The organism is Streptomyces sp. DF42, assembly GCF_058267695.1.
The window spans coordinates 445,083-468,563 of record NZ_CM177859.1; the positions used below are offsets into that span (position 1 = coordinate 445,083).

Genomic DNA, 23,481 nt, shown 5'->3' on the forward strand with positions numbered 1-23,481 from the left:
ATGAGCGCGCCCGCTTCCTCGTATCCGCTGCCGGGTCCGCCCGACCTGGCCCGCGCCGTGCGCACCCGGCGGGGCGGGGCGATTCCCGGGCTCACACACCGGTCCGTCGCCCCCGCCGACCCGGCGATGGCCGAGGAGGTCGACCGCAGGCTGGAGACCTGGGCCCACGGCCTCGACCTGTTCCCGAAGGCCTGGTCGGGGGACTTCTCGGGTTTCCAGTTCGGCCGGGCTGTCGTACTCCAGCATCCGGCGGCCGCCGACCTGGAGCGGCTGACCGCGGCGGGCAAGCTGCTGCTGGCGGAGAACCTCGTCGACAGCTGCTACTGCGAGGAGGACGAGGGCCGGGGCGGGGCCCGCCGCGGCCTCGGCGGCCGCCTTGTCCTGGCCCAGTCGGCGCTGGACCCCTTCCACGGCCCACCCGCCCTGCAGGAGCAGTGGCTGCACGGAGTGCAGGCAGACGGACCGCTGCGCTCCTACCACTGGGCGCTCAAGGACTACGCCCTCCTCGCCACCCCCAGCCAGACCGACCGGTTCGTGCACGACATCGCACGGCTGCACCTCGGCTACCTCGCCGAGGCCGCGTGGGCGGAGGTCCGGTATGTGCCGCGGGTGTGGGAGTACCTGGTGATGCGGCAGTTCAACAACTTCCGCCCCTGTCTGTCGATCGTCGACGCCGTCGACGGCTACGAGCTGCCCGAGGCGGTCTACGCCCGCCCGGAGATCCAGCGCATCACCGCGCTCGCCTGCAACGCCACCACCATCGTCAACGACCTGTACTCCTTCACCAAGGAGCTGGCGAGCGACCCCACCCACCTCAATCTGCCGCAGGTCGTCGCCGCCAACGAGCGGTGCGGGCTGAAGGCCGCCTATCTCAAGGCCGTCGAGATCCACAACGAGATCATGGCCGCGTTCGAGGAGGAGTCCGCCCTCCTGTCCGCCACCTCACCGCTCGTGGAGCGCTACGCCCGGGGCCTGTCCGACTGGGTGGCCGGCAACCACGAGTGGCACTGCACCAACACCCACCGCTACCACCTGCCGAACTACTGGTAACACCCGCTCCAGACCGCTCTGCTGACGTACCGTCACACGCACCATGAGGAGTCTTCGTTGACCATCGCCCCCGACGCCGACATCACGACGGCGGCACCGGTGCCGACCCAGTCCACGTACCAGACCCGCGTCGCGGACTACTGGAACGCCGAGGAGAATCCGGTCAACCTCGAACTCGGCCGAATCGACGACCTCTACCACCATCACTACGGCATCGGCGACGTCGACTGGACCGTGCTGGAGGAGCCCGAGCCCGCGCTGCGGCGGGAGCGGATCACCACCGAACTGCACCGCCTGGAACACGCCCAGGCGGAACTCCTCACGACCCGCCTCGGCCCGCTCTCCCCGACCGACCGGGTCTTCGACGCCGGCTGCGGGCGCGGCGGCGGCAGTGTCGTCGCGCATCTGCGCTACGGCTGCGAGGCCGACGGCGTGACGATCTCGGCGAAGCAGGCCGCGTTCGCCAATGAGCAGGCGCGCAGGCGGGCCATCGACGGCCAGGTGCGCTACCACCACCGCAACATGCTCGACACCGGCTTCACGACCGGCGCCTACGCGGCGTCGTGGAACAACGAGTCGACCATGTACGTCGAGCTGGACCAGCTGTTCGCCGAGCACTCCCGGCTGCTGCGCCGCGGCGGACGCTATGTGGTGGTCACCGGCTGCTACAACGACACCTACGGACAGGCGTCCCGCGAGGTGTCCCTCATCAACGCCCACTACATCTGCGACATCCACCCGCGCTCGGAGTACTTCCGGGCGATGGCCCGCCACCGACTCGTACCCGTCCATGTGGAGGACCTCACCGCGACCACCATCCCCTACTGGGAGTTGCGCCGGCAGGCCGAGCACCTGGTCACGGGCATCGAGGACACGTTCCTGACCGCGTACAAGAACGGCAGCTTCCAGTACCTGCTGATCGCCGCGGACCGGGTCTGACGCACACGGCCACGTCGTAGGTACTCACCCGCGCCGGGGCGCACGTTCCGGCGCGGGCTCGTGCGGTGTCTTCGCCATCTCCGCATCGCACGAGCCCGTGCCGGAACTCCCCCGGGCGGCTGCCCCTTGAACCGTGGGCATTCACTGTTCTGCCTTCGCCACATGGCCGGGGCATCAACGCCTGCCCGAGCACGTGTACCGGCTGCGCGGCAAGGCGGGACGGCGAGTGAACTCACCTCTGTGTCTTCCGCCTTGGGCCGGCCTGTGCTTGCCTGGGGAGCCGTTTTCGCTTGCCGGGGCTGGAGTTGCCGTATGCGGAAGCCGTGGTTCGTGGGCCTGCTGCTGACCGGGGTGCTGCTGCTCGGCGCGTGCGGCGACCCGTCGTCCGGGCCGGAGGCCGCGCCGCCCTCCCCCGTCGTGCCGGGAGCGTCCGCCACGACGACCCACCAGCGGGCACCGGCCTCCCCCGGAGTGCCCGCGGTGGCACCTCGGGTGCTGTACCTCGGCGACTCGCTCGCGATGGAGGCGCAGAACGTCCTCGGGCAGCAACTCCGCGGGAGCCTCCGAGCGACGTACACGAGCGCCCCGTACTCGGGAACCACGCTGTGCGACTACCTGGAGGGCACGGGGAAGCGTTCGCTCGTGCCGGACGCGGACAAGGCGGCCGCGCTGGTCCGCTCCCGGCATCCGGACTATGTGGTGCTGCAGTTCTGGGGCAACGCTTGGGGCTACACCTGGTGCATGGACGGGATCACCTACAACGCCTCGCAGCAGAGGTACTTCACGCGCTACCGGGCCGATCTGCGCCGGCTGACCGAGCAGATCGCCGCGGCCGGCGGGGACCGGCGGCCGAAGATCGTGTGGGTGCTGCAGGGTCCGGACCCGATCACGCCCGACCGGGTCCGGCGCGTGAACGAGATGTACGAGCAGCAGGCCGCCGCCTCGGGCGATCTCGTCGCCGACGCTGGCGCCGCGGTGAGCCCTGCCGGGGCCCGCTACACCTGGGCCCAGTACCTGCCGTGCAGCGGTTACGAGCTGGAGCACGCCGAATACTGCACCCAGCCGGGCCGCGACCGCACCGCTCTCCATCTCGACGCCGACTACCTGCACTTCTGCCTGGCGCCCACCACTTCCACACCGAAGCCGTGCCCGGTGCGCTCCCCCGGCATCCTGCGGATCGCGCGGAAGATCACGCGGGTGATCGCGGACCGGGTTCGCGCTCGATGAGCCGCTTGAGGTGGCGTCGGGCCTCCGCCGTGCTGTGCCGGCCGGCGAGGGCTGACACCGACGCGGGCAACTTCCGTCTCTTCCGGCACTGTTGACATCACACGGGGGCGCACAGCGTGTCCCGCGCACAGCATGTCGCACGTCATTCGACATTTCGAACATAGCGGAGCGGCGGAGGGACACCGTCGCCCCGTCTCCCCGACATGCGGAGGACTTGGTGATGACCCCACCTCTCGGCAGACGTCAGTTCCTCGCGGCCACCGGTACCGCTTCCGCGGCGCTCGCCATCACGGGCGGCGGGACGGCGGATGCCGCCACCGGAACCGCGCCCTACCCATCGGCCGCCACCGCCCGGGCCCTCACCGGCGAACCCCCGCCCCCTCCCCCGGAGTTCGCCGCCTGGCACCGCTTCGACGAGACGTCGGGCACCACCGCGGCCGACGCGACCGGCAACGGCAGGGCGGCCCAACTGGTCGGCGGGGCTTCGTGGTCGGCGTCCGGGCGGATCGGCGGAGCGGTGGCACTGGACGGCACGGACGCCCATGTCACCCTCGCCGAGGACCTGTTGGCGGGTGCCTCCGCCTACTCCCTGGCCGCATGGGTACGGCTGGACGGTCAGCCGGGTACCTGGAGCCGCGTCTTCGACCTCGGCACGGGCGCCACCGCCAACCTGTTCCTGACCCCGCTCAGCGGCGACGGCACCCTGAGGTACGCGATCACCGCCGGCGGGGCGGGCGGCGAGCACCACATCGACGCCGACCCGCTGCCCGCCGACCGCTGGGTGCACGTGGCGGTAACCTACGGCGCCGGGACCGCCGTCCTGTACGTCGACGGCGCCGAGGCCGGCCGGAACGCGAGTGTCTCCGTGGAGCCGCGCCACTTCGGCAACCACATCCGCACCGCGTACGTCGGCAGGTCGCAGTACGCGGATCCCTACCTCAAGGGAGCGGTCGACGACTTCCGGGTGTACGGCAGGACGCTGAGCGCCGCCGATGTGGCGACGCTGGCGCAGGCCTCCCCCTCGTAGCCGACGAGCGATTGCGGCCGGTCCGCCCGCCGGGCGGGAAGGGGGCCGGCCGTCACTCGCCCTCGTAGGCCTTCTCCAGGGCGGCGATGTCGAGCTTGTGCATCTTCAGCATCGCCTGCATCGCACGGCTCGACTTCGCCGTGTCCGGGTCGCTGATCATCTCGTCGAGGCGCTCAGGGATGACCTGCCAGGACACTCCGAAGCGGTCCTTCAGCCAACCGCAGGGGCCGGGCTCGCCGCCGCCCTCGGTGAGCTTGGTCCAGTAGTAGTCGATCTCCTCCTGGTCCCGGCAGAACATCTGGAAGGAGATCGCCTCGGTGAACTTGAACTGGGGGCCGCCGTTCAGGGCGACGAATGTGTGGCCGTTGACCGTGAACTCGACGGTCAGCACCGTGCCGGCGGGCTGCATGGCGCCCTCGGTGTAGTGGGACACCCTGCCGATGCTGGAGTTCTTGAAGACCGAGACGTAGTAGTGCGCGGCCTCCTCGGCCTGGCCGTCGAACCAGAGACACGTGGTGAATCCGTCGGTGCTCATGTGTTGTCCTCCTGGGGCGTGGTATGCGGTCACTTCTGTCGACCGATCCTCGCCGCGGAACTCATCGGTCGCGCCGCGGATTAATCCGGACGGCCCCGTCACCGACCGGAATAGGCTCGCGGCCATGACGTCTTCGCCCGCAGGGAACCCAGAGAGCACAGGGAACCCAGAGAGCACAGAGAGCACAGGGAACGCAGGAAACGCCGAGAACGCCGAAGGCATCCGCCCCTTCCGCCTCGACATCCCGCAGAGCGACCTCGACGACCTGCACGACCGTCTCGACCGCACCCGCTGGCCGGACGAGCTGCCCGGCACCGGATGGGCGTACGGCGTACCCGCCGGCTACCTGCGCGAGCTGGCCCGGTACTGGCGCCACTCGTACGACTGGCGGGCCGCCGAGGCGCAGCTCAACCAGTGGCCGCAGTTCACGACCACGATCGACGGCTCGACCGTGCACTTCGCCCATGTCCGCTCCCCCGAGCCGGACGCCACCCCGCTGATCATCACCCACGGCTGGCCGGGGTCGATCGTGGAGTTCCTGGACGTGGTCGGGCCGCTCACCGACCCGGCGGCACACGGCGGGGACCCGGCCGACGCGTTCCACGTCGTCGTGCCCAGCATCCCCGGGTTCGGACTGTCCGGTCCCGCCGCGGACACGGGCTGGGAGGCGGGCCGGGTCGCCGACGCCTGGGCCGAGCTGATGCGCCGACTCGGCTACGAGCGGTTCGGCGCGCAGGGAGGCGACTGGGGTGCCGCCATCTCCCGCGAGCTGGGACGCGCCCACCCCGACCGGGTGGCCGGCGTCCATCTCAACCTGCTGCCGGGCGCACAGCAGGCCACCGAACCGACGCCGGAGGAGCTGGACGCGCTCGGCACGGAGGAGCAGGAGCGGGCGCTGCTGTCATGGCGCCGGTGGAGCGAGTGGTCGCGCGAGGGCACGGGGTACGCCGTCCTGCAGGCCACCCGGCCGCAGACTCCGGCGTACGCGCTCACCGACTCGCCCGTCGGCCAACTCGCCTGGATCGTCGAGAAGTTCCAGGAGTGGACGGACTCGGAGCTGCTGCCCGAGGAGGCCGTGGACCGGGACCGCATGCTCACGAACGTGATGCTGTACTGGCTGACCGGGACCGCGGGTTCCGCCGCCCGCATCTACTACGAGCGGGCACACACCACCGGCCGCGCCGCCCTTCCCACCGAGCCCTCGTCCGCGCCGACCGCGCTCGCCCTCTTCCCGGCGGAGCCGCAGCTCCCGCTGCGGCACAAGGCGCAGCGCACGGAGAATCTGGTCCGGTGGACGGAGTTCGACCGGGGCGGGCACTTCCCGGCGATGGAGGAGCCGGACCTGCTGGTGGGCGATGTGCGGGCCTTCTTCCGCCAGCTGCGCGAGAAGGGCTGAGAGCGGGCTCTGCCCGTGGCGAATCTGCCGCGGGCAGAGAAACCGCATCGGAGCGCGGGCCCGGGCCAAGAGTGGAGTCGACGGCATCACCACTCGACAGGAGAGACCATGACTCCACTGACCACGCTCTCGCCCCGCGCCGAGGAGGGCGACACTCCACCCGGCCGGTTCGACGAGCATCTCGCGGCCCAACTCCTCGGACAGCGCATCGTGTTCCTCGCCACCCAGGTCGACGAGGTGTCCGCGAACCGGGTCTGCGCGCAGCTGCTCCTGCTGTCGGCCGAGGACCCGCGCACCGACATCAGCCTGTACATCAACAGCCCGGGCGGATCCGTGCACGCGGGCCTCGCCATCTACGACACGATGCGGCTGATCCCGAACGACGTCTCCACGCTCGCCATGGGCTTCGCGGCCAGCATGGGCCAGTTCCTGCTCTGCGGCGGCACGCCGGGCAAGCGGTACGCCCTGCCGAACGCGCGGATCATGATGCACCAGGGGTCGGCGGGCATCGGCGGCACCACCGCCGACATCGAGATCCAGGCGGAGAACCTGGAGCACACCAAGCGGACCATGGAGCGGCTCATCGCCGAGAACACGGGCCAGACCCCGGAGACCATCGCCCGGGACGGTGACCGCGACCGCTGGTTCACGGCCGAGGAGGCCAGGCAGTACGGCATGGTGGACCGGGTGCTGGAGTCGCTCGCCGACGTCCGCCCCGCCGCCTCGAAGCGACGGATGGGGCTGTGACATGGGGAACTACACGATTCCGTACGTCGTCGAGCGGACCGCGAACGGCGAGCGGTCCTCCGACGTGTTCAGCCGGCTGCTGTCCGAGCGGATCATCTTCCTCGGCACCGAGATCGACGACGGCGTCGCCAACGTCGTCATCGCGCAACTCCTCCATCTGGAGTCGTCGGCCCCCGACAACGAGATCGCGATCTACCTCAACTCCCCCGGCGGCTCGTTCACTTCGCTGATGGCGATCTACGACACGATGACGTTCGTCAAGGCGCCGATCTCGACATTCTGCGTCGGGCAGGCGGCCTCGACGGCTGCCGTACTGCTGGCCGGCGGGGATCCGGGGCGACGGTTCGTGCTGGAGCACGCGCGCGTACTCCTCGGGCAGCCGGCCAGCGGTGGCAGCCGGGGCATGATCTCCGACCTCGCCCTGCAGGCCAAGGAGATGGTCCGGATCCGGGCCCAGGTCGAGGAGGTGCTGTCGCGGCACACCCGCCAGGGCATCCCGACGCTGCGCGCGGACATGGACCGCGACAAGGTGTTCACCGCCGAGGAGGCGGTGGCGTACGGGCTGGCCGACGAGGTGCTGAGCCGGCGCCTCGTGGCGGTCTGAGGCGCCGGTGCCGGGACCGGTCGTCAGGCGACCAGGCACAGTCCGTTGTACGGCGAAGTGGACGTCCGGCGGCTCCTGTTGGCCGACCGGTCGGTGATCCGGGTGAGCTCTCCCTGGGCGAGCGACAGCAGGTCGCCCAGGCCGAGTCCCAGGGCGTGGGCGGCCGCCGCGAGGACCTCCGAGGAGGCCTCCTTGCGGCCGCGCTCCACCTCGGACAGGTACGGCATGGAGATCCGGGCCTCGTCGGCCACGTCCTTCAGGGTGCGCTCCTGGGCGAGGCGTTCGCGCCGCAGGACGTCGCCGACCAGGTCACGCCACAGGGGTTCCCTGGGCGCTGGGGGCACGGGGGCCGTGGGGGCGGGGCGCGCAGGGAGAGGGGCGACCGGGCGCGCGCCCTGCGGGCGGCGCAGCTCAATGACTCGGGCTTCGTTCGGCGCTTGGCTGCTCACCTCCCCAGCCTAAATTCCCTCGCCCCGAAGGGAAGAGATCGGCATTCTGCCCTGGGTGGAATCGCGGAGGCGGAGGAAGCGGTGACGGTGTTGCGGAAGACGTTCAACGAGGCTGCCGAGCTGTACGACCGGGCCCGGCCGCGGTATCCCCGCGCCCTCGTCGACGAACTGGCCCGGGCGACGGGGCTCGGCCCAGGCAGCCGGGTCCTGGAGATCGGCCCGGGTACCGGCCAGCTCACCGTCTCGCTGGCGGAGTTCGGCTGCCGTGTCATCGCGGTCGAGCTGGGTGACGCGATGGCGGAAGTGGCCCGGCAGCGGCTGAGCGCGTTCCCGCGCGTGGAGGTGCGGGTGGCGGAGTTCGAGGCTTGGGAGCTGCCCGAAGAGCCCTTCGACCTGGTGGTGTGCGCGACGGCCTTCCACTGGATCGACCCGGCGGTACGGGTGGTCAAGGCGGCCCGGGCGCTGCGTCCGGGCGGGCGTCTCGCCCTCGTCGTCACGGACCACGTCGCCGGCGGAACCACGGAGTTCTTCGCGCAGGCGCAGAGCTGTTACGAGCGCTGGGATCCGGCCACACCTCCCGGGCTGCGCCTGCTGCCGGCGTCCGAAATCCCCACGGACTCCGGGGAGCTGGAGAGTTCCCCGTACTTCGAGCAGGTCGTGGCGACCCGCCACACCCGGGACATCACCTACACGACCGACCAGTACATCGACGTACTGCTCACCTACTCGGGGCACCGTGCGCTGGAGGAGACGGCGCGGCAGGGTCTGCTCACGTGTCTGCGCCGGCTGATCGAAAGGCGGCACGGCGGGACCGTCACCAAGCGCTACCTCCACGACCTGATCGTGGCCACCCGCGTCGGGGAGTGACACAAACGGCATGCATGCACCGGCGCAGGCAGGGTACCCGCACCACGAAGGACTCGCCGCAGTCAGACGCCGCAGACAGACAGACGTCGAACCGTGACTTTCGTGGGAGAGGGAAAATGGACACCGCCGTGGAACGGTCGGAGGCAAGGGTCGTCGAGAAGGCCGCCGAAACCTGCACGAGTGATGGACCACTGCCGGGGATCGCACAGCCACGCTCGGTGGCTCCGCGTGACGCACGGGAACTGTCCCGCCAGTTCTTCCAGCGCCTCTCGGAACTCGAGGAGGGCACGCACGAATACCAGTACGCGCGCAACACGCTCATCGAGATGAACATCTCGCTGGTGCGGTTCGCCGCCGGACGTTTCCGGGGGCGCGGCGACGACATGGAGGACCTCGTCCAGACCGGGATGATCGGCCTGATCAAGGCGATCGACCGGTTCGAGCTGTCCCGCGAGGTCGAGTTCACCTCGTTCGCCCTGCCGTACATCGTCGGCGAGATCAAGCGCTTCTTCCGTGACACCACGTGGGCGGTGCACGTGCCGCGCCGGCTGCAGGAGCTGCGGGTGGAGCTGGCCAAGGCGCGCGAGGAGCTGGCCAGCCGGCTGGACCGCGACCCCACGGTCCCCGAGCTCGCCACCTTGATGAACATCTCCGAGCAGCAGGTGATCGAGGCGCAGATAGCCTCCAACGGCTACAACTCCTCGTCGCTGGATGCCGCGCTCACCGGCGACGGTCCGGAGGGCGGCGAGGCGGTGCTCGCCGACTTCATCGGTATGGAGGAGGACGGGCTGCGGCTCGTCGAGGACTTCCAGTCGCTCGCCCCGCTCATGGCGGAACTCGGCGAACGCGACCGGCAGATCATCCACATGCGGTTCGTGGAGGAGGCCACCCAGGCGGAGATCGGCGAACGGCTCGGCTGCTCGCAGATGCATGTGTCCCGCCTGATCAAGCGGATCATCGCGCGACTGCGCGAGGGAATGCTGGGCGAACTCGACTACGCCTGAGGGACCGGGACATCGGCTCATGGCCGCCGAAGTCGTCTTAGGCGACTTCGGCGGTCATTCGCCGTTCAGGGCCACCACGGCGCACACCCGCTTGCCGACCGGCACCCGCTCCACGGTGACCCTCTTCGCCAGGACGTGGACGATCTCCAGACCGTGCCGGCCGACGCGCTCGGGGTCCCGCGGGAAGCGGCGCGGCAGGGCCGCGCTGCTGTCGTAGACACACACCGTCACCGAGACGTCCGTGCCTTCGAGTTCCAGGATGTACGGACCGTTGCTGTGCCGGTCGGCGTTGGTGACCAGCTCGCTGACGACGAGCAGCACCTCCTCCTCGGCCCGTTCCGCGATCTTGGCGCACCACTCGGTCCTGAGCTGGTCCACGAAGTGCGCGGCCAAGGACCGTGCCTCGGCGATGGATCCCGGTTCGCCGGTGTAGTGCGCCGCCCGCCGTAGCGGTTCGACGGGCACGTCGAAACCAGTCGATATCACTGCCCCGCCCACGTGCTCGATCATGCATGTCTCTCTCGGAAGCCGGCCTGGCCGGACGCTGCTGCATCAGTGCTCGTACCCCGAGCCGCGCCCGGCAGTCCCCCTTGCGGGCCGATCTGTCCGCTTCGGCGCACAGCGCCGGTGATGTGCAGGTCGGCCTCGCAGCACTTTACGCGCCGGCGGCCTGGTTCGGCGGCGTCTGAGCGGTCGTCTCACCGGAGCCGAGGGGTGCTGCGGACGACGAGGACGCAGGTGACTCGGGCTCGCTCCTCCCGGGCTCGGTGGAGGGCGGCTCGGAGCTCGGCGTGGAGGAGGACGGGGCGGTGGACGTCGGCGGGCAGGTGGGCGGGGTGCTGCCCTTGTCCGTGCCGGGCGAAGACGCGCACGCGGACGGGGACGACGGCGATGACGGTGTCTTCGGTGTGGTCGTGCTCACCGACGGGGAGGCCTTCGCCGGCGGCTCGGTCCGGTGGTCGTGCCGGCCGGTGTCGCCCCTGTGCCGTGCGATCCATTCGTGGTGGTCGGGGTCGTAGATCACGAAGATGTTGATGATCTGCGGTGCGGGGGTCACCACGACGACGTTCGAGGGCCGGTACGAGGACCATGTGTCGCCGGTGCGCCTCGGTGTGGTCTGGAGGGCGACGGGCGGTGTCAGCGGGTTGCCGCAGGCGCAGCGCACACGGGGCACGCCGTGGCCGTCGACCAGGACGGCCGTGCCCGCCTGCAGGACGGCCTGGTAGCTGGTGGCGGCGCCGTTGCGGTAGCCGTGGTTGGTGACGCGGGTGTCCATGCGCAGCTGTACGGGGGTGAGCGAGCGCAGGTGGGACGGGACCTGGGCGGGGGTCACGCCGGAGACCGAGGCGAACGCCTTGTTCTTCGCCGGGGTCGCCTGGAGCGCCTTGATCTGCTTCTCCACGTCACAGCTGGAGACGTTGCGGGTGCCGCCGTAGAGCCCGGGCGCGTCGCCGTCGACGCCGCGTACCGCGTTCGCCGGTGCCGATTCGGTGGCCGGCGAGGCGGAGACGGACGGGGTGGAGCTGTCCTCGGCCGTCGACTCCGTGAACGGCTCGGGGCCGGTCTTGCCCGCGGCCTGCAGGAAGACCTCGCCGCCCTTGGCCGAGGTGCCGCCGTCGGACCGGGTGAACACGACCGCCAGGACCACGGCGGCGACCACCAGCGTGGTGAGGACGGCGACGCGCGGAGCCGACTTCCACCAGGGGCGGCGGGGTGGCGGCGACGGCGTGCCACCGCCGCTGCCCGGTGGCGGCGAGGGCGGACCCGTGGGCGGCTGGGAGGGACCTGAGAGCGGGCCGGAGGGCGGGCCTGTGGGGCGGCCGGAGGACGGCGGTTCGACGCTCACGAGTTCTTCTTCCCGACGCGGATTTCCTAACAGTTTGTCCTGGTTTACTACACTTTCCCACTTGCAGAATCATTGTGCGCTGCCCTTCCGTGCCACCCGCAAGCCGACGCGGACGGCCCTCCCGGCGGGCGGGGCGTGCGGGCGCTGCTTAGCGTGGCGAGGGTGAGCCCGCGAACCCCCTCCGCCTCCGTCGCCGCCCGCCACGGCTGGGCGCAGGCCCTCGCAGCCGTACTGGCCGCGCTGATCGCCATGGGGGTGGTCGCCGCCCTGGGGCTCTGGGCGGCGGGCGCGGGCGACCTCCCGGACCGCGCGTTCCCCAGGGTCGTCACGGCGACCGTCGTCACGGCAGTCGGCGGCACGATCGAGCTCTCCGGGAACGCCGGCGCGCTCGCCGAGTCCGCGGCCGGACTGACCGTGATCCCGCTGTCGGTCACGCTGACCGGGGCCCTCGTCCTCGCGACGGCGTTCCTGCGTCCGCTGCGCCACCGGGCCGTCGCCGGCGCCCGGGAGCTGGCGGGCTGGTCCGCCAGGGTCGCGGCCCTGTGGCTGCTCGCGCTGCTCGGACTGGCCTTCGGCGCCCGGCAGACCTTCTCGCTCTCCCTCGGCGAGGGGACCATCAGCGACCTCGGCGACCTGTTCGGCGTGTCCCCGAAAGTCGGCTTCCGGGCGGACGTGCCGCTGACCCTGGTCTTCGGCCTGCTGTGGCTGGCCGGTGTGCTGGTGCTGGCTCTGCTGGTCTCGCGCGGGGCACCGCTGCCGGGCCGTCTGCTGCGCTTCCAGGAGTCGGTGCGGCCGGCCGCGTACGCCATGGTCGTCCTGCTGCTCGCGTTCGTCGCCCTGGGTGTCGTCATCGCGCTGGTCGTCATGGTGACCCGCGGCCACGCCGCGGAGACCCTCGCGGTCATCCTGCTGGGCATGCCGAACCTGGCATGGCTGGCGCTCACGCTCGGGCTCGGCGCCACCTGGGCCGGGCGGGTGCAGGGGCCGTTCGGGCTGCCCATGCCGCATGTGCTCGACGAGGTGCTGCGCACCAAGGACGTCTCCACGCTCAACCTCCGCACGCTCGCCGAGCACGACGGCCGGGTGTGGTGGCTCCTGGCCGTCGACGCGGTGCTGCTGCTGGCCGCCGCGTTCGTGATGGCGGCCCGCTCCCCGGCCCGGACGAAGGCCTGGCAGCACGCCCTGCACATGGCCGTCGCCCTGACGCTGACGGTGCTCATGATCTGCCTGGTGGGCCGGATCTCCGCGCACTACGGGCTGTCGGTCCTCGGCATCGGGGACCTGGGCGGAGATCTGGGCGGGGACCTGTCCCTGAAGCCGAAGGTGTGGACCGCGCTGGGTTTCGCCGTGCTGTGGGGGCTGGTGACCGGGTTCCTCGGTGCGCTGCTGGCGAGGCCCGTGCGGCGGCGGGGCGCGACCGAAAAGGAGTGGGAGGCGTGATGCCGTCCATGAGAGTGTGCGATCAGTCGAGGGAGGGGCACGACATGGCGTTGGCGCTCGAGGACCGGCTGGCCGTCACCGAGTTGATCGCACTGCACGGGCACCTGGTCGACGGCGGGGAGCTGGACCGCTCGGACGAGGTGTTCACCGCGGACGTCGTCCACGACCTGTCGGACTTCGGCCAGGGCGAGGTCGCCGGGCTCGCCGCCCTCAAAGAGGCCGCGCTGGCCCTGGGCGCGAAGAACCCCGTGGCACATCACGTGACCAACGTGGTGCTCGAGGAGACCACCGACGGCAGCGTCCGCGCCCGCTCCAAGGGTCTGGGCATCATGGCGGACGGCTCGTGCGGATCCGTCACGTACGAGGACGTCGTGGTACGGGTCGCCGCGGGCTGGCGCATCAGCCGACGCAGGATCGTGGCACACCGCGTGCCGCTAGGCGGGCTCGGCGCGGAGAGCTAGTGCCGCGTCAGCCAAGCTTCGCCCCGTCGCGACGCCGGGCACGCGCCCCCGCCCTCGAACCGGCTCCGCCCGGCTCGGACGGAGGGATCCCCTTCGCCGCACCGGACGAAAGCCCAAGTACATCCAGTACGAGGACTTCCGGCCGGCACTCCCCCAGTCTCCGGCCGGGGGGACCCCCAGAGCACGCTCCCCCACGACGCCGCTCCTTGACGGGCAAACCTGGACTGACGCGGCACTAGCGACTCCGGAAGACCGGTTCCGCCCAGTGCGGTGGCGGTTCGGGTCGGCCCTCGCCCGCGCGGGCCACCCGCAGGTCGACCTCCGTCGGCGGATGGCCTGTGCCCGGCGTTCCGGTCACGGCGGTGCGCAGGGCGGCGACGAACGCCAGGCAGGAGTCGTGGCGGTCGTCCGGGCTCTTGGCCAGCGCCTGGGTGAACACGGCGTCGGCCTGAGGGGCGAGGTCGGGGCGGGACTCCGTCAGCCGGGGCGGCTCGTCGTACTGGTGGGCCCACAGCAGCGCCATGTCGTCCTCGCGCAGGAAGGGCGGACGGCCCGCCAGGCACTCGTACACGACACAGGCGAAACCGTAGACGTCACAGCGTCCGTCGACGGGCCGGCCCGAGATCTGCTCCGGAGCCACGTAGTCGAGGGTGCCGACGAACTGGCCGACGCTGGTGAAGCCGGTCAGGGACAGCGACTTCTTCGTCAGGCCGAAGTCGGTGAGGTAGGCGTGCTCGGGGTGGTCGCTGTCGGTGCCGCGGGCGACCAGGATGTTGCCGGGTTTCACGTCCCGGTGGACCAGCCCGTGCTCGTGGGCCGCGTCGAGCGCGGAGGCGATCTGCGCGGCGATGCGCAGGGCGGCCGCGGGCGCGAGCGGGCCCCGCCGGTCGAGGAGATGACGCAGGTCGCTGCCCTCGACGTAGCGCATGGCGATGTACAGCAGACCGTCCGTCTCGCCCGCCTCGAAGACCGGCACGATGTGCGGGTGGTCGATCGCCGCGGCCGCCCGGGACTCGTGGGTGAAGCGCAGACGGAAGGTGTCGTTGCGGGCGAGTTCCGGGGCCAGCAGCTTCAGCGCGACCGTCCGGTCCAGGCGCAGGTCGCGGGCGCGGTAGACGACGGCCATGCCGCCGCGGCCGATCTCGCGCTCGATGCGGTAGCCGGCGACCTGTCTGCCGAGCAGTTCGGAGGGGCGGCCCGAGAAGAGGCTCGTGTCACGGGCCATCGGGTGTCACGACCTGAGTGGGGGCGTGGCCGGGGTCCGCGGCCGCGACGCGGGGTTCGTCGTCGGTGGCGTAGGTGCTCAGGCGGGTCCCGTCGCCGTACACCCACTGGCTGCGGTCGGTGTCGTAGAGCCAGACGGACTCGCCGTCGACGACGAGGCCGACGCGCAGTCCCTGCGTACGGGCGCGGAAGGACTCGCCGTCGAGACTGCCGCGTGCCAGTTCCTCGACGGCGGCCCGGTAGCGGGCCAGGGCCTGTTCCGTGCCGGCGAGCAGGGGCCGGGGGTCGGCGGTGCGGGCCTGGGGGCCGCCGGTGGCGGGCGGGTCCTGCGGTACGGCGACCAGGAAGCGGCCGTCGACCCACGCGGACCAGCCGTTGGCGCACAGGACGTGCCCCCAGTCGCCGCGCCGCTCGACGAGCTGGACCGGCAGGAGCGGGTCCAAGGGCACGGCGGGCCGTGCCGGATCGGGGGTCTCCCAGGCGGGCATGCCGTGCTGGGGGACGACGTGGGTGGGCCGGAAGCCGGGGGTGGTCATCGCGGCTCCTACTTCCGCATCACGGCGGGCTCGTGCCGGCGCAGCAGCCGGGACACCGCGAAGCCGAAGACCGCCGACAGCACCACCAGCATGGCGATGTTCAGCAGCCACACCCCGGCCGAGTGCCTGAACAGCGGATCGCCGGTCAGGTCGCCCGGCACGATCCGCGCCAGCCCGACCGTGCCTGCCATCGCGCCGAGCGCCCACCGCGAGGGCACCAGCCAGGACAGCTGCTCCAGACCCGGCACGCCGTCGAGCTTCAACAGGGCGCCGCAGAAGACGACTTGGACGATGGCCAGCAGCACCAGCAGCGGCATCGTCACCTCCTCCTTGCGCACCAGCGCGGACACCAGCAGGCCGAGCATCATCGCGGTGAACGCCAGCAGGGCGACCGCGACGGTGATTTCGACAAGGGGCGGCATCAACACGCCTTCGCCGCCGGGCGCGTTGAGGTCGACGCCGAGGAGGGCCACCAGGCTCAGCACCACGGCCTGCAGCACGGTGATCGTGCCCAGCACGACGACCTTCGACATCAGGTACGCCGATCTGGACAGGCCGACGGCCCGCTCGCGCTGGTAGATGGTGCGTTCCTTGACGAGTTCGCGCACGGCGTTCGCCGCGCCGGTGAGGACCCCGCCGACGCAGAGGATGAGCAGCGCGTTCATGGCCGTGGACTGCGTCAGTCTGCTGCCAGCCAGCGCGCGGGCCATGGCACCCATCACGAAGGGCAGGGCGATCATGATGGCGAGGAAGGTGCGGTCGGCGCCGAGCGCGGCGGCGTAGCGGCGCACCAGGGTGCCGAGTTGGGCGCCCCGGCTGCGCGGCCGGGGCGGCGCGGTGATGACGACCGGGCCCGAGCGGGACACGCGGGGCTGGGCCGTCGCCTCGCTGACGTAGTGGCGGTGGAAGGGCGAGACGCGGAAGTCGCCCGCCCAGTCTCGGTCGTGGTCCCGTTCGAAGGACTCGAAGGCCTCCGGCCACTGCTCGAAGCCGAAGAACGCGAGGGCGTCCTCGGGCGGGCCGTAGTAGGCGATCCTGCCGCCGGGCGCGAGCACGAGGAGCCGGTCGCAGACGTCCAGGCTCAGCACGCTGTGGGTGACGACGATGACGGTCCGGCCATCGTCGGCAAGGCCGCGCAGCATGTGCATCACCGAGCGGTCCATACCGGGGTCCAGACCCGAGGTCGGCTCGTCGAGGAAGAGCAGCGACGGCTTGGTCAGCAGTTCCAGGGCCACGCTGACCCGCTTGCGCTGCCCGCCTGACAGGCTGTGCACCGGTTGGCCGGCGCGTTGTTCCAGGCCCAGTTCGCGGATGACCTCGTCGACCCGGGCCCGGCGCTCGGCCTTCGCGGTGTCCTGCGGGAAGCGCAGCTCGGCGGCATAGGACAGGGCGCTGCGGACGGTCAGCTGGGCGTGCAGGATGTCGTCCTGCGGGACCAGGCCGATGCGCTGGCGCAGCTCGGCGTACTCGCGGTAGAGGTCGCGGCCGTCGTAGAGGACGGTGCCGTGGTCGGCGGGCCGCTGGCCGGTCAGGGCGTTCAGGAGCGTGGACTTGCCGGCGCCGCTCGGGCCCACGACCGCGAGCAGGCACTTCTGCCCCACCGGGAAGGACACGTGGTCGAGGAGGGTCTTGCGGCCGCGGTCGACGGCGACCGTGAGGTCCTGGACGTCCAGGGAGACCTCGCCGGTGTCGACGTACTCCTGCAGCTGGTCGCCGACCAGGCAGAACGCCGAGTGGCCGATGCCGACGATGTCGCCGGGACCGATCGGGGCGACGGTGACGGGCGAGCCGTTGAGGAACGTGCCGTTGTGGCTGCCCAGGTCGGCGATCTCGTACGCCCCCTCGGGCAGGGCGCGCAGTTCGGCGTGCCGGCGTGAGACGACCAGGTCGTCGATGACCAGGTCGTTCTCCGCGGCCCGGCCGATGCGGACGGTGCGGGCGGGCAGCGGCCGTACGCTGGTGGGCCGCCGGAAGGTGCCGGTCAGGCCCGGCATCGACACCGCGGCAGCCGCCGAGGGGCGCTCGGGGGCCGGTGCCGCAGCGCGGGTCAGGATGGCGCGCGGGCCGTCGGACGGGTTGCCGAAGTGGATCACGCTGCCGGGACCCACGCCCCACGCGCGGACGCGGCGGCCGTCGGTGAAGGTGCCGTTGGTGCTGTTCTCGTCCTCGAGGGTCCAGTGATCGGCGTCGGGCCGCAGCACCGCGTGGTGCCACGAGACCCTCGCATCGTCGATGACGATGTCGCTCAACGGGTCGCGTCCGACGTGGTAGTCGCGGCCCGGACTCATCACCGTGGAGCCCGCCTCGGTCTCCACGACAAGTTCGGGCGCGGACGGTGCGACCGGCCGCTCTGTCATGACCAGGATTCTACCGATTCGTCCACATGTGCGCCTGATACGGCGGGCGCAGCCGCCGGTCAGCCGACGGGCATGAAGAGCCCCGGGACGGTCCGCTGCATTCGCAGGGCGTCGACGGATTCGGCGAGCAGCTCGTACTCGGTGGTGTCGTCACTGGTCACCATGCGCACCAGGCGCCCGGCGGCCAACTCGTAGGCCACGAGTTCCTGTTGGTCGTCACTGGTGCACCAGGCGCGCAGTACGGCCGGAACGTCGGGCACGGTGTGGGCGACCGGCACGAGCGAACTCGCCGGGAAGTGCTCCGCCTCCGGTTGCGGATCGAGGCGATCGGCGATCCAGTTCGCGCGATCGCGCAGCCACCACAGGGCGAGGGCGAGGGTCGGGGCCCGATACGTGCCTAAAGGCACCCCTATGCGCTCGCCTCCGCAGGCGCCGTACGCCGTGACATGGCATAAGAACTCGTCGTGCACGTTCTCTCCCCCGCTGCTCGCTCGCCTGTCGGCTGTCCTCACTTTCGATGCGGCTCATGTGCTGTGCGTGACGGCGTCTTCGCTAGCCGTGAAGTTCCACAGTGTTGAGTATGTTCACTACTGAAACACTGTCACCATGACTTTCCGGCCAGTCTCCTGGCATATTCCCCAGGGCAGTTGGCCGAATTCCGGCGAGTGCCGCCATTACCCGAGGGGTAATCGACGGTGCGCGACGCTGCGGGCATGGTTGGCGTACCGAGTCGCCGGAGCGCGAATCCGGGACCTGACCAGCAATGACCACCTCGATGGAGGCTGATCGCCATGTCCGCGAACACCGACCGTTACGAAAACGCCGTCGCCCGTTACTTCGAGGCCTGGAACGCGAACGAGCCCGAGGAGCTGGCCAAGGCGGTGGCCGCCGCCTGGACGCCGGACGGCAGTTACACCGACCCGCTCGCCGACGTCGGCGGGCACGAGAAGATCGCTGCCCTGATCGCGGCGGCGCGTGAGCAGTTCCCGGGGTTCGCCTTCCGGCAGACCGGCGCCGTGGACGGCCACCACGACACGGCGCGCTTCTCCTGGGAACTGGTCAGCGAGGCCGGGGGAGGCGCCGCGCCCGTCGCCGGCTTCGACGTGATCACGTTGGAGGCGGACGGCCGGATCCGGTCCGTGCTCGGATTTCTGGACCGGGTGCCCGCAGGGGCCTGAGTTCCGCGATGAGTTTCCGCGCTCGCGGTGGTCTCCTGAAGTGCCCGGCCACCGCGAGCGAAGGAGCCACCATGACCACGACCGCCAAGCTGGACGAGGAGTTCACCGCCGTCCTGCGGAAGAGCGCGAACGAGGGCGGCTGGACCTATCTCGTCTGGCCGAGGAGCGTCGAGTTCTTCGGCACCCGGGGACTCGTCAAGGTCCGCGGCACGATCGACGGACACCCTTTCCGCAGCTCGTTCATGGCGCTGGGGGACGGCACGCACAAGCTGCCGGTGAAGGCCGACATCCGCAAGGCCATCGGGAAGGGCGAGGGCGACACGGTCACCGTGCGCCTGGAGCAACGGCTCAGCTCATAGGGCCGTTGCGAAAGTGGCGTCCCGGCAGCGCCGGGGCGCGGCTCCGACAGCCGTCGGCCGGTCTCGGCGGCGTCCACCGCGGTACGAGGCTGTGCAGACGCCCGGCGCACTTCCCGCCCCGCCGGCCCGGAGGCGGCTGCCCGCCTCCGGGAGAGCAGCGAGCGCCCTACCGCGTGACGATCGCGTCGATGCGGGCCAGTTCGTCGGCATCGAAGTCCAGGTTGCGAGTGGCCGCGACGCTGTCCTCGATCTGCTGCGGGCTGCTCGCACCGACCAGCGCGGAGGTCACCCGGCCGCCGCGCAGCACCCAGGCCAGGGCCAGCTGGGCCAGGGTCTGGCCACGGCCCTTGGCGATCTCGTCCAGTGCGCGCAGCCGGCCCACCAGGTCCTCGGTGACCGCGTCCGAGTTCAGGAAGGGGCTGTCGCTCGCCGCTCGCGAGCCCTCCGGGATGCCGTCGAGGTACCGGGAGGAGAGCAGACCCTGCTCCAGCGGCGAGAAGACGATCGAGCCGACCTGCAGCTCGTCGAGGGCGTCCAGCAGGCCCCCGTCCTCGGGGCGGCGGTCCAGCATCGAGTAGCGGGGCTGATGGATGAGCAGCGGGGTGCCCAGCTCGTCGAGGATGCGGGCGGCCTCTCGGGTCTGCTCCGCCGAGTAGTTGGAGATGCCGACGTAGAGCGCCTTGCCCTGCTGGACCGCCGAGTGCAGGGCACCCATCGTCTCCTCAAGGGGAGTCTCCGGGTCCGGCCGGTGCGAGTAGAAGATGTCGACGTAGTCCAGGCCCATCCGCTTCAGGCTCTGGTCCAGTGAGGACAGCAGGTACTTGCGGGAGCCCCACTCACCGTACGGCCCGGGCCACATCAGGTAGCCGGCCTTCGTGGAGATCACCAGCTCGTCGCGGTGATCCGCGAAGTCCGCCTTCAGCGCCTCGCCGAGTGCGGACTCGGCGGCGCCGGGCGGCGGGCCGTAGTTGTTGGCCAGGTCGAAGTGGGTGACGCCGAGGTCGAAGGCGCGGCGCAGGATGGCCCGCTGGGTCTCGACGGGGCGGTCGGGGCCGAAGTTGTGCCACAGGCCGAGCGAGATCGCGGGAAGCTTCAGGCCGCTGCGTCCGGTGCGCCGGTAGGGCATGTCCGCGTAGCGGTCGGGGTGTGCGGTGTACAACGCGACTCCAGAGGGGTTGGCACACGAATGTCCGGTTCCTGGGACGTATGGGAAACCAGTACCCACTCTTTCGCGACCTGCGGGCAGTGGTCCAACAGGAGAATCCGATGGAACTCAGCGGATAGTCTTCTCAATCATGGAACTGCGCCATCTCCAGCACTTCGTCGCCGTCGCCGAGGACCAGCACTTCACCCGGGCGGCGGAACGGCTGATGGTGTCCCAGTCGGGCCTGTCGGCCTCGATCCGGGCGCTGGAGCGGGAGCTGCAGACCCCTCTGTTCGTGCGCACGACCCGCCGCGTGACCCTCACGGAGGCCGGGCGCGCGCTGCAGGGCGAGGCGGAGCGGATCCTGGCCCAGGTGCGGTCAGCGCACGAGGCGGTCGCGGCCGTGCAGGGCGTGCTGCGCGGCACGCTCGCGCTGGGCACCGAGCAGTGCATCGCGGGAGTGCATGTGGCGGGGCTGCTCGCCGCGTTCCGGCGGTGCCACCCGGACGTGGAGATACGGCTTCGACAGGCGGGCTCCGGCGCGCTGGCGGAGGAGGTCGCGGCCGGGCGTCTGGACCTGGCCTTCGCCTACCGGACCCAGGCCGACACCGACCAGCTGCGCTCGGTGTCGCTGACGGCCGAACCGATGACCGTGCTGTGCCACCCGACCCACCGTCTGGCCACCGGCGGTGCGGCGGTCACGCCGGACGACCTGGGCGGCGAGGTGTTCGTGGACTTCCACCCGGACTGGGGGCCGCGCCGCACGACCGACGCGGCCTTCGCCGCAGCGGGCGTACGGCGCACGGTCGCGCTGGAGGTCAACGACGTGCACAGCCTGCTGGACCTGGTGGACGAGAACCTCGGCATCGCCGTCGTGCCCCGGCACTTCCGGCACAAGCGCGAGACGCTGACCGCCCTGCCGGTGAAGGGCACGGGCGAGACGGTCTACGAGACCGTGGCGCTGCTTCCGCCCCTGCAGGCGACCAGTCCGGCGGCCCGGGCCCTGATGGCGCTTCTCGAACAGGGGACGCAGGACGGGATGTGATGCGCGATGGTGGATGCATGCATGCCAAGGACATCCTCATCGACGCGTTCAACCGCATCCAGGAAGAGGTCCACGCCGCCGTCGAAGGCCTGGGCGCGGACGCCCTCAACGCCCGCCCCTCCGACGACGCCAACTCCGTGGCCTGGCTGGTCTGGCACCTCACCCGCGTCCAGGACGACCACGTCGCCGGCGCCCTCGGGCGCGACCAGGTGTGGCTCACGCAGGACTGGGAGAAGCGCTTCGGGCTCGATCTGCCACGCCGCGACACCGGTTACGGGCACAGCTCCGCGCAGGTCGCGAAGGTACGGGTCGACTCCGGCGACCTGCTGACCGGCTATTACGACGCCGTCCACGAGCAGAGCCTCGGCGTCCTGCGCGAGGTGGCCGCCGGGGACCTTGAGCGCGTCGTCGACGAACGCTGGGATCCGCCGGTCACCCTGGGTGTGCGGCTGATCAGTGTCCTGTCCGACGATCTCCAGCACGCCGGACAGGCCGCCTATGTACGGGGGTTGATTCAGAGGGCCGCTTCATAGCCCGGCAGGACGACGTCCTCGATGAGGGCCCTGCGCTCGTCGAGCGGAATGAACGCGCTCTTGAGTGCGTTCACCGTCACCGTGCGCAGGTCCTCGACCGTCCAGTCCGCCTGCTCCACCAGCAGGGACATCTCGTGGGTCATCGTCGTGCCGGACACCAGACGGTTGTCGGTGTTGAGGGTGACGCGGAAGCCGAGGTCCTTCAGGGCCGTGATCGGGTGCTCGGCGATCGACCTCGCGGCGCCCGTCTGGAGGTTGGACGTCGGGCACATCTCCAGGGCGATCCGGCGATCCCGGATCCAGCCCGCGAGCCGGCCGAGCTTGCCGGCCGCGAGGTCGGGGATGTCCTCGGTGATGCGCACGCCGTGGCCGATGCGCTGGGCACCGCACACCTGGAGCGCCTGGTGGATGCTGGGCAGTCCGTGGGCCTCACCTGCGTGGATGGTGAACGGGACGCTCTCGCGGCGCAGGTACTCGAAGGCGTCGAGGTGGTCGGCGGGCGGGAAGCCGTCCTCGGCGCCGGCGATGTCGAAGCCGATGACACCGGCGTCCCGGAAGGCGACGGCGAGATCGGCGGCCTCGCGCACACGGTCGAACATCCGCATGCCGCACAGCAGGGTGCCGACCCGGACCGGGGTGCCGGCCGCGGCCGCCTTCACCATGCCCGCCGCGAGCCCTTCCTGGACGGTCTCCACGACCTCGGGCAGGGTCAGCCCGCCGTTGGTGTTCAGCTCGGGGGCGTAGCGCACCTCGCCGTACACCACGCCGTCCGCGGCCAGGTCGAGCACGTACTCCTCGGCCGTGCGCAGCAGGCCCTCGCGGGTCTGCATGACGGCGAGCGTGTGCTCGAAGGTGGCGATGTAGCGCACCAGATCGCCGGAGTTGGCGGCCTCGAAGTACCAGGCGGCGAGTTCGTCCGGGTCGGTGGTGGGCAGGGTGTGGCCGACCGCGTCCGCGAGCTCCACCACGGTGGCGGGGCGCAGGCCGCCGTCGAGGTGGTCGTGCAGGACGGCCTTGGGCAGCCGGCGGAGTGTGGCGGCGTCTACGCGCGTAGCGGTCATGGTGCGTCTTTCCTGGGCGGGGCGATCGGGGTGGCGGAGGGCGGCGGTCAGTCCGCGGGCTGGAGCAGGTCCCAGCGGTTGCCGTACAGGTCCTGGAAGACGGCGACCGAGCCGTACGGCTCATGCCGGGGCTCCTCCAGGAAGGTCACACCGGCGGCGAGCATGCGGGCGTGGTCGCGGGCGAAGTCGTCGGTATGCAGGAAGAACCCGACGCGCCCGCCGGTCTGGTCCCCGATCCGGCCGCGCTGCGCCTCGTCCTTGGCCCGGGCGAGCAGCAGGCCGGTGCCCTGCCCGTCGGCGCCGGGCTCGACGACGACCCAGCGTGAGCCGTCCGGGCGGGGCGCGTCCTCGACGAGCCGGAATCCGAGGGCCTCGGTGTAGAAGCGGATCGCCTCGTCATAGTCGTCGACGACGAGGGTGACCAGGGCGACGCGTCTCATCGGTGCCTTCCG

Annotated in this window: 26 protein-coding genes; 15 read left to right on the forward strand and 11 right to left on the reverse strand. The window is 71.1% G+C overall.

The annotated features are described in order from the left end of the window. From ACYUED_RS02125 to ACYUED_RS02140, 4 genes are all read left to right on the forward strand, one after another. The gene (locus ACYUED_RS02125; RefSeq protein WP_491290615.1) at window positions 1-1,050 is read left to right on the forward strand and encodes a family 2 encapsulin nanocompartment cargo protein terpene cyclase; all 1,050 of its coding nucleotides are present in this window, start codon (window positions 1-3) and stop codon (window positions 1,048-1,050) included. A gap of 57 nt (window positions 1,051-1,107) precedes the next feature. Beyond that, window positions 1,108-1,989: a geranyl diphosphate 2-C-methyltransferase gene (locus tag ACYUED_RS02130; RefSeq protein WP_491290616.1), complete on the forward strand. Its 882-nt coding sequence runs from the start codon at window positions 1,108-1,110 to the stop codon at window positions 1,987-1,989. A 312-nt stretch (window positions 1,990-2,301) separates the two neighbouring features. Further along, window positions 2,302-3,216, forward strand: coding sequence for an SGNH/GDSL hydrolase family protein (locus ACYUED_RS02135; RefSeq protein WP_491290617.1), 915 nt, complete (start codon window positions 2,302-2,304; stop codon window positions 3,214-3,216). 220 nt (window positions 3,217-3,436) lie between these two features. Beyond that, window positions 3,437-4,243 (forward strand): LamG domain-containing protein, encoded by an 807-nt coding sequence (locus ACYUED_RS02140; RefSeq protein WP_491290618.1) that lies wholly within the window; start codon window positions 3,437-3,439, stop codon window positions 4,241-4,243. Window positions 4,244-4,295: 52 nt separating this feature from the next. Here the strand turns inward: ACYUED_RS02140 and ACYUED_RS02145 are convergent, their stop codons facing one another. Next, window positions 4,296-4,778 carry a VOC family protein gene (locus ACYUED_RS02145; RefSeq protein WP_491290619.1) on the reverse strand — a complete coding sequence of 161 codons (483 nt, stop codon included), beginning with the start codon at window positions 4,776-4,778 and terminating at the stop codon, window positions 4,296-4,298. 124 nt (window positions 4,779-4,902) lie between these two features. Between ACYUED_RS02145 and ACYUED_RS02150 the strand changes: the two genes are divergently transcribed. The 3 genes from ACYUED_RS02150 (at window position 4,903) to ACYUED_RS02160 (ending at window position 7,525) form a co-directional block, all read left to right on the forward strand. After that, a complete protein-coding gene (locus ACYUED_RS02150; RefSeq protein ID WP_491290620.1) occupies window positions 4,903-6,174 on the forward strand; it encodes an epoxide hydrolase family protein in 1,272 nt (423 codons plus the stop codon). 108 nt (window positions 6,175-6,282) lie between these two features. Then, the gene (locus tag ACYUED_RS02155) at window positions 6,283-6,921 is read left to right on the forward strand and encodes a ClpP family protease (protein WP_266676377.1); all 639 of its coding nucleotides are present in this window, start codon (window positions 6,283-6,285) and stop codon (window positions 6,919-6,921) included. A 1-nt stretch (window position 6,922) separates the two neighbouring features. Next, window positions 6,923-7,525, forward strand: coding sequence for a ClpP family protease (locus ACYUED_RS02160; RefSeq protein ID WP_491290621.1), 603 nt, complete (start codon window positions 6,923-6,925; stop codon window positions 7,523-7,525). Between the two features lie 23 nt (window positions 7,526-7,548). On the opposite strand, the gene ACYUED_RS02165 is transcribed toward ACYUED_RS02160, so the two are convergent. Next, window positions 7,549-7,974: a helix-turn-helix domain-containing protein gene (locus ACYUED_RS02165; RefSeq protein WP_491290622.1), complete on the reverse strand. Its 426-nt coding sequence runs from the start codon at window positions 7,972-7,974 to the stop codon at window positions 7,549-7,551. An 87-nt stretch (window positions 7,975-8,061) separates the two neighbouring features. Between ACYUED_RS02165 and ACYUED_RS02170 the strand changes: the two genes are divergently transcribed. Continuing rightward, complete coding sequence (locus tag ACYUED_RS02170) at window positions 8,062-8,841, forward strand: class I SAM-dependent methyltransferase (protein ID WP_491294804.1); 780 nt, start codon at window positions 8,062-8,064, stop codon at window positions 8,839-8,841. 116 nt (window positions 8,842-8,957) lie between these two features. Beyond that, on the forward strand, window positions 8,958-9,845 hold the full coding sequence (locus tag ACYUED_RS02175; protein ID WP_491290623.1) for an RNA polymerase sigma factor SigF: 888 nt from the start codon (window positions 8,958-8,960) through the stop codon (window positions 9,843-9,845). A gap of 54 nt (window positions 9,846-9,899) precedes the next feature. Here the strand turns inward: ACYUED_RS02175 and ACYUED_RS02180 are convergent, their stop codons facing one another. Both ACYUED_RS02180 and ACYUED_RS02185 read right to left on the reverse strand, forming a co-directional pair. Continuing rightward, window positions 9,900-10,355: an ATP-binding protein gene (locus ACYUED_RS02180; RefSeq protein WP_491290624.1), complete on the reverse strand. Its 456-nt coding sequence runs from the start codon at window positions 10,353-10,355 to the stop codon at window positions 9,900-9,902. Window positions 10,356-10,500: 145 nt separating this feature from the next. Beyond that, the gene (locus tag ACYUED_RS02185) at window positions 10,501-11,691 is read right to left on the reverse strand and encodes a DUF6777 domain-containing protein (protein ID WP_491290625.1); all 1,191 of its coding nucleotides are present in this window, start codon (window positions 11,689-11,691) and stop codon (window positions 10,501-10,503) included. A gap of 162 nt (window positions 11,692-11,853) precedes the next feature. Here ACYUED_RS02185 and ACYUED_RS02190 point away from each other — a divergent pair, with 162 nt between their 5' ends. Both ACYUED_RS02190 and ACYUED_RS02195 read left to right on the forward strand, forming a co-directional pair. Continuing rightward, on the forward strand, window positions 11,854-13,131 hold the full coding sequence (locus tag ACYUED_RS02190) for a streptophobe family protein (RefSeq protein ID WP_491290626.1): 1,278 nt from the start codon (window positions 11,854-11,856) through the stop codon (window positions 13,129-13,131). Window positions 13,132-13,175: 44 nt separating this feature from the next. After that, a complete protein-coding gene (locus ACYUED_RS02195) occupies window positions 13,176-13,592 on the forward strand; it encodes a nuclear transport factor 2 family protein (protein WP_491290627.1) in 417 nt (138 codons plus the stop codon). 235 nt (window positions 13,593-13,827) lie between these two features. Here the strand turns inward: ACYUED_RS02195 and ACYUED_RS02200 are convergent, their stop codons facing one another. The 4 genes from ACYUED_RS02200 to ACYUED_RS02215 are packed head-to-tail and all read right to left on the reverse strand — an operon-like array spanning window position 13,828 to window position 18,179. Next, on the reverse strand, window positions 13,828-14,817 hold the full coding sequence (locus tag ACYUED_RS02200; protein WP_491290629.1) for a serine/threonine-protein kinase: 990 nt from the start codon (window positions 14,815-14,817) through the stop codon (window positions 13,828-13,830). Then, window positions 14,807-15,352, reverse strand: coding sequence for a hypothetical protein (locus tag ACYUED_RS02205; protein WP_491290630.1), 546 nt, complete (start codon window positions 15,350-15,352; stop codon window positions 14,807-14,809). The genes ACYUED_RS02200 and ACYUED_RS02205 overlap by 11 nt, the downstream gene beginning before the upstream one ends. 8 nt (window positions 15,353-15,360) lie before the next feature. Further along, the gene (locus ACYUED_RS02210; RefSeq protein WP_491290631.1) at window positions 15,361-17,709 is read right to left on the reverse strand and encodes an ABC transporter ATP-binding protein/permease; all 2,349 of its coding nucleotides are present in this window, start codon (window positions 17,707-17,709) and stop codon (window positions 15,361-15,363) included. A gap of 59 nt (window positions 17,710-17,768) precedes the next feature. After that, complete coding sequence (locus tag ACYUED_RS02215) at window positions 17,769-18,179, reverse strand: hypothetical protein (protein WP_491290632.1); 411 nt, start codon at window positions 18,177-18,179, stop codon at window positions 17,769-17,771. 321 nt (window positions 18,180-18,500) lie between these two features. Here ACYUED_RS02215 and ACYUED_RS02220 point away from each other — a divergent pair, with 321 nt between their 5' ends. Next, on the forward strand, window positions 18,501-18,887 hold the full coding sequence (locus tag ACYUED_RS02220; RefSeq protein WP_491290633.1) for a nuclear transport factor 2 family protein: 387 nt from the start codon (window positions 18,501-18,503) through the stop codon (window positions 18,885-18,887). A gap of 71 nt (window positions 18,888-18,958) precedes the next feature. Next, window positions 18,959-19,246 (forward strand): DUF1905 domain-containing protein, encoded by a 288-nt coding sequence (locus ACYUED_RS02225; protein ID WP_491290634.1) that lies wholly within the window; start codon window positions 18,959-18,961, stop codon window positions 19,244-19,246. Between the two features lie 166 nt (window positions 19,247-19,412). Here the strand turns inward: ACYUED_RS02225 and mgrA are convergent, their stop codons facing one another. Beyond that, window positions 19,413-20,405 carry an L-glyceraldehyde 3-phosphate reductase gene (gene mgrA / locus ACYUED_RS02230; RefSeq protein WP_491290635.1) on the reverse strand — a complete coding sequence of 331 codons (993 nt, stop codon included), beginning with the start codon at window positions 20,403-20,405 and terminating at the stop codon, window positions 19,413-19,415. Between the two features lie 136 nt (window positions 20,406-20,541). Here mgrA and ACYUED_RS02235 point away from each other — a divergent pair, with 136 nt between their 5' ends. After that, the gene (locus tag ACYUED_RS02235; RefSeq protein WP_491290636.1) at window positions 20,542-21,435 is read left to right on the forward strand and encodes a LysR family transcriptional regulator; all 894 of its coding nucleotides are present in this window, start codon (window positions 20,542-20,544) and stop codon (window positions 21,433-21,435) included. 17 nt (window positions 21,436-21,452) lie between these two features. Continuing rightward, a complete protein-coding gene (locus ACYUED_RS02240; RefSeq protein ID WP_491290637.1) occupies window positions 21,453-21,968 on the forward strand; it encodes a mycothiol transferase in 516 nt (171 codons plus the stop codon). Here ACYUED_RS02240 and ACYUED_RS02245 read toward each other — a convergent pair. Together ACYUED_RS02245 and ACYUED_RS02250 are read right to left on the reverse strand one after the other, a co-directional pair. Next, entirely contained in the window at window positions 21,950-23,029 is a 1,080-nt protein-coding gene (locus ACYUED_RS02245) for an adenosine deaminase (protein WP_491290638.1), read from the reverse strand. The two genes, ACYUED_RS02240 and ACYUED_RS02245, sit on opposite strands and share 19 nt — an antisense overlap. Window positions 23,030-23,076: 47 nt before the next feature. Next, window positions 23,077-23,469 (reverse strand): VOC family protein, encoded by a 393-nt coding sequence (locus tag ACYUED_RS02250; protein WP_491290639.1) that lies wholly within the window; start codon window positions 23,467-23,469, stop codon window positions 23,077-23,079. Window positions 23,470-23,481: the final 12 nt, after the last annotated feature.